3 protein-coding genes are annotated in these 2,754 nt (G+C 59.4%); all 3 read left to right on the top strand.

Annotated features, from left to right (window positions below):
* Positions 1-224, top strand: a 224-nt coding sequence (locus CSW58_RS15515) for a hypothetical protein (RefSeq protein WP_236627835.1), incomplete at its 5' end; no start/stop codon positions are given.
* Between the two features lie 65 nt (positions 225-289).
* A complete protein-coding gene (locus tag CSW58_RS13185) occupies positions 290-1,351 on the top strand; it encodes a hypothetical protein (RefSeq protein ID WP_099447585.1) in 1,062 nt (353 codons plus the stop codon).
* 395 nt (positions 1,352-1,746) lie between these two features.
* A complete protein-coding gene (locus tag CSW58_RS13180) occupies positions 1,747-2,751 on the top strand; it encodes a glycosyltransferase (protein ID WP_099447584.1) in 1,005 nt (334 codons plus the stop codon).
* Positions 2,752-2,754 lie beyond the last annotated feature (3 nt).

Below are 2,754 nucleotides of genomic sequence, written 5' to 3'. Positions count from 1 at the left end.
CCCCGTACACTCGCAATCTCCACCCCTTGAGCCCTGTGGAGTGGCGATGCGTCATCCGCTTCCCTAACGAACAACCCACATTTTCAAATCACTTCGCACTCCCGGTCAAAATCATCGATGATGTCCCTTTGCAAGTTGTGCTTGGCAACGCCGCCTGGGATCTAAAGGGCGAATTCCTCAACAGCGCCCGTAGGCTGAAGCGCGCCCTTTCGGGCAAGGCCTGATGTCCGTCACTCGACGATGGGTTTGGGGCAGCGTGGCCAATTGGGCGCGCATCGGAACTGGCACTTTGGCTCAGATCGCTTCTGTGCCTATCTTCCTGACCTATTGGTCCCCGGCTGAATATGGCGTGTGGCTGGTCGTTAGTTCCTTGATGCCCTATCTGACCGCCTTCGACGTCGGGCACCAAAGTTACCTCTCATACGAGTTCATCAAAGCACGGGACAATGACCAACTAGGGAGATTGCTTTCGTCCTCGCTGGTCGCCGGCGGACTTATGGGGGCCTTCGCCCTCCTCGCTACATTAATAATGGTCCGGACAGGGGCCGTCGAGGCGTTGTTGGGCCAGGTCAACCCAGAACTGGCCGGGCAAGCAGAGAGGCTGCTAGTTGTTCAGGGCGTCGTGTGGTTGGTCAGTGGCACTTGCGGAGGGCTCCTCGGTCGAGCAATCGTTCGGCTCGGCCACTACCCGCGAACGGCGTGGTGGGGAGTCGCCTCAACAATCGTCACCAGCATCGCCCCACTGATTGGCGTCGCCTTAGGCGGGAACATCCTCGTCGCGGGCCTCTGGCTGGCCGGGGGAACCTTAGCCATAAACACGCCGCTCTTGGCGGACTTCATCAGGGTGTGGCGACGAGACGGCGCGCGGTTCCCTCCGCCCGATCTTGGCCTGGCGGCGCGCAACGCCTTCCTATCCCTTGGCGTCACCGGCCGAGATATCCTCAATCAAGTGCGGCAACAGGGAATACGCCTAGTGCTGGCACCGGCGGTTGGCGTAGCCCAAATGACCGCCTTCTCCACGACCCGAACCGGAGCCAATGTCGCGCTTCAGGGGCTGAGCTCGATCATGGGCCCTTTTGAGCCGGAGCTTTTGAGATTTCTGCGAGATCGTGATCAGGTTCGGGTCGAAGTTGCCCTTTCGGTGACCTGGGCGCTCGTAGTCTATCTGATCGCACCTAGCCTGGTGGCTGCGCAAATTATAATGCCCTGGGTATTTGAGGCCTGGACTCGCGGGCGAATTGCCTTCGACCCTTTATTGTTTGCCATACTGTCAGCGTCGGTGGCGGTCTTCGCCTACGCTCAGACCGCGGCAACTATCGTCGCGGAAACAATATGGTCAGAAGCCAGCTGATCATATCAATCGTCACGGCGGTTGTTACCTTGGTTGGCCTTTACCTCATGGTCAGGCCGCTAGGCCTTCGGGGTGCAGGGCTCGCCTTACTGTTGGCGGAAATCTGCTCTTGCGTGATCTATCAGATCATCGCGGCCAGATGGATGAACAACAACAATCTTAACTGGCCGGCAAGCTTGCTTGGCGCGACTTGCGGCGCTGGCTACAGCTTCCTGCATCGTGGCCATATTAGTCGCCGGCTGGTTCCCGCGATGGTCCATTGCGATCGCAACCGCCTTCATTGCTCTTCACACCGCGGTTGGCGTCCTCGTCTATCGATCCTTGCCGGCGATGGCCCGCGAGCGGATCGCTCGCCCCCTAATTCGCCTAGCTAGGATTCCGAGGACTATCGGCCGATGAAGCCCCGCATCTCGATCATCATGCCGGTGTGGAACGGCCTCCCATTCCTGCGGCAGGCCGTTGAATCGGTCGTAGATCAGGAACTGGCCGACTGGGAGCTGTTAATCCGAGACGACGGTTCCTCGGATGGATCGCTGAAATATCTCTCCGACCTCACAGACCCACGGATCAAAGTGTTCGCCCAGGGCGACAATCTGGGCATCTTCGGCAACCTCAACTTCCTCTTTAACCAAGCTAGAGCCCCGATCAGCCAGATCCTCTGCCAAGACGATTATTTTACGACTCCGAGTGCGCTCAGCGAAATCATTGCCTGTTGGGAGACCATGCCTGTCGAGGTTGGATTCATGCGCTGCAACGCCATCCCCCGAGACTCAGGCCGCAGCCTGAAGAGCTTTGGCGAAACGCTGATGCCCGAGATTGTACGCCCGCCGCAGGCTGACCTTTTTTTCTTCCTGTTCGGCTGCATCCCAGGAAACCTGTCCAACGTATCCCTCCGCACAGGTTTGGTCGCGCAGATGGGCGGCTTCCGTCAGGCCCTGCCCTATGCCGGCGACTTCGAGTTCTGGAGCCGGGCTGCGCGAGTGGTGGCGTTCCGGCGCACAGCGGCAACGTGGGTGTACATCCGCGCCCACGAAGGCCAAGCATCGTCACACCTGAATCTCCGCGGCGAACTCATTCCGCAACTCTACTCGATTGTCGACGGGCTCTATGCGCGCCTGAAGACGCCTCGCAACCAGGTCCTGCTACGACTCTATGCCACTATCGGCTACGACGCTCAGCATCGGTGGGTCGGACTCAAGCACCAACTGCGCACCGGCGACGCTACCTATCTGCAGGCCGTCGATCGCAACGGCGATCGGTTCGTGGTGTTTTGCCAACCATATCTCCGGTGGATTCTGTTCATGCTCAGCCTTCGAGGTCGTGTAGGAACGGTGTTACTCGCTACGCGCCTAGTCGCGGCCTCGCGAAGCGCGCTTGGCTGCGAGGAGGCGAAGATATGAAAG

This window comes from Caulobacter sp. B11 (assembly GCF_002737765.1).
GTDB lineage: Bacteria > Pseudomonadota > Alphaproteobacteria > Caulobacterales > Caulobacteraceae > Caulobacter.
Note: the sequence above shows the minus strand (reverse complement) of the source record. Positions and strands in the feature narration are given on the sequence as shown.

Coding starts and splice junctions, on each gene's coding strand:
- CSW58_RS13180 (WP_099447584.1), top strand. CDS start 1,747: ATGAAGCCCCGCATCTCGATCATCATGCCGGTGTGGAACGGCCTCCCA.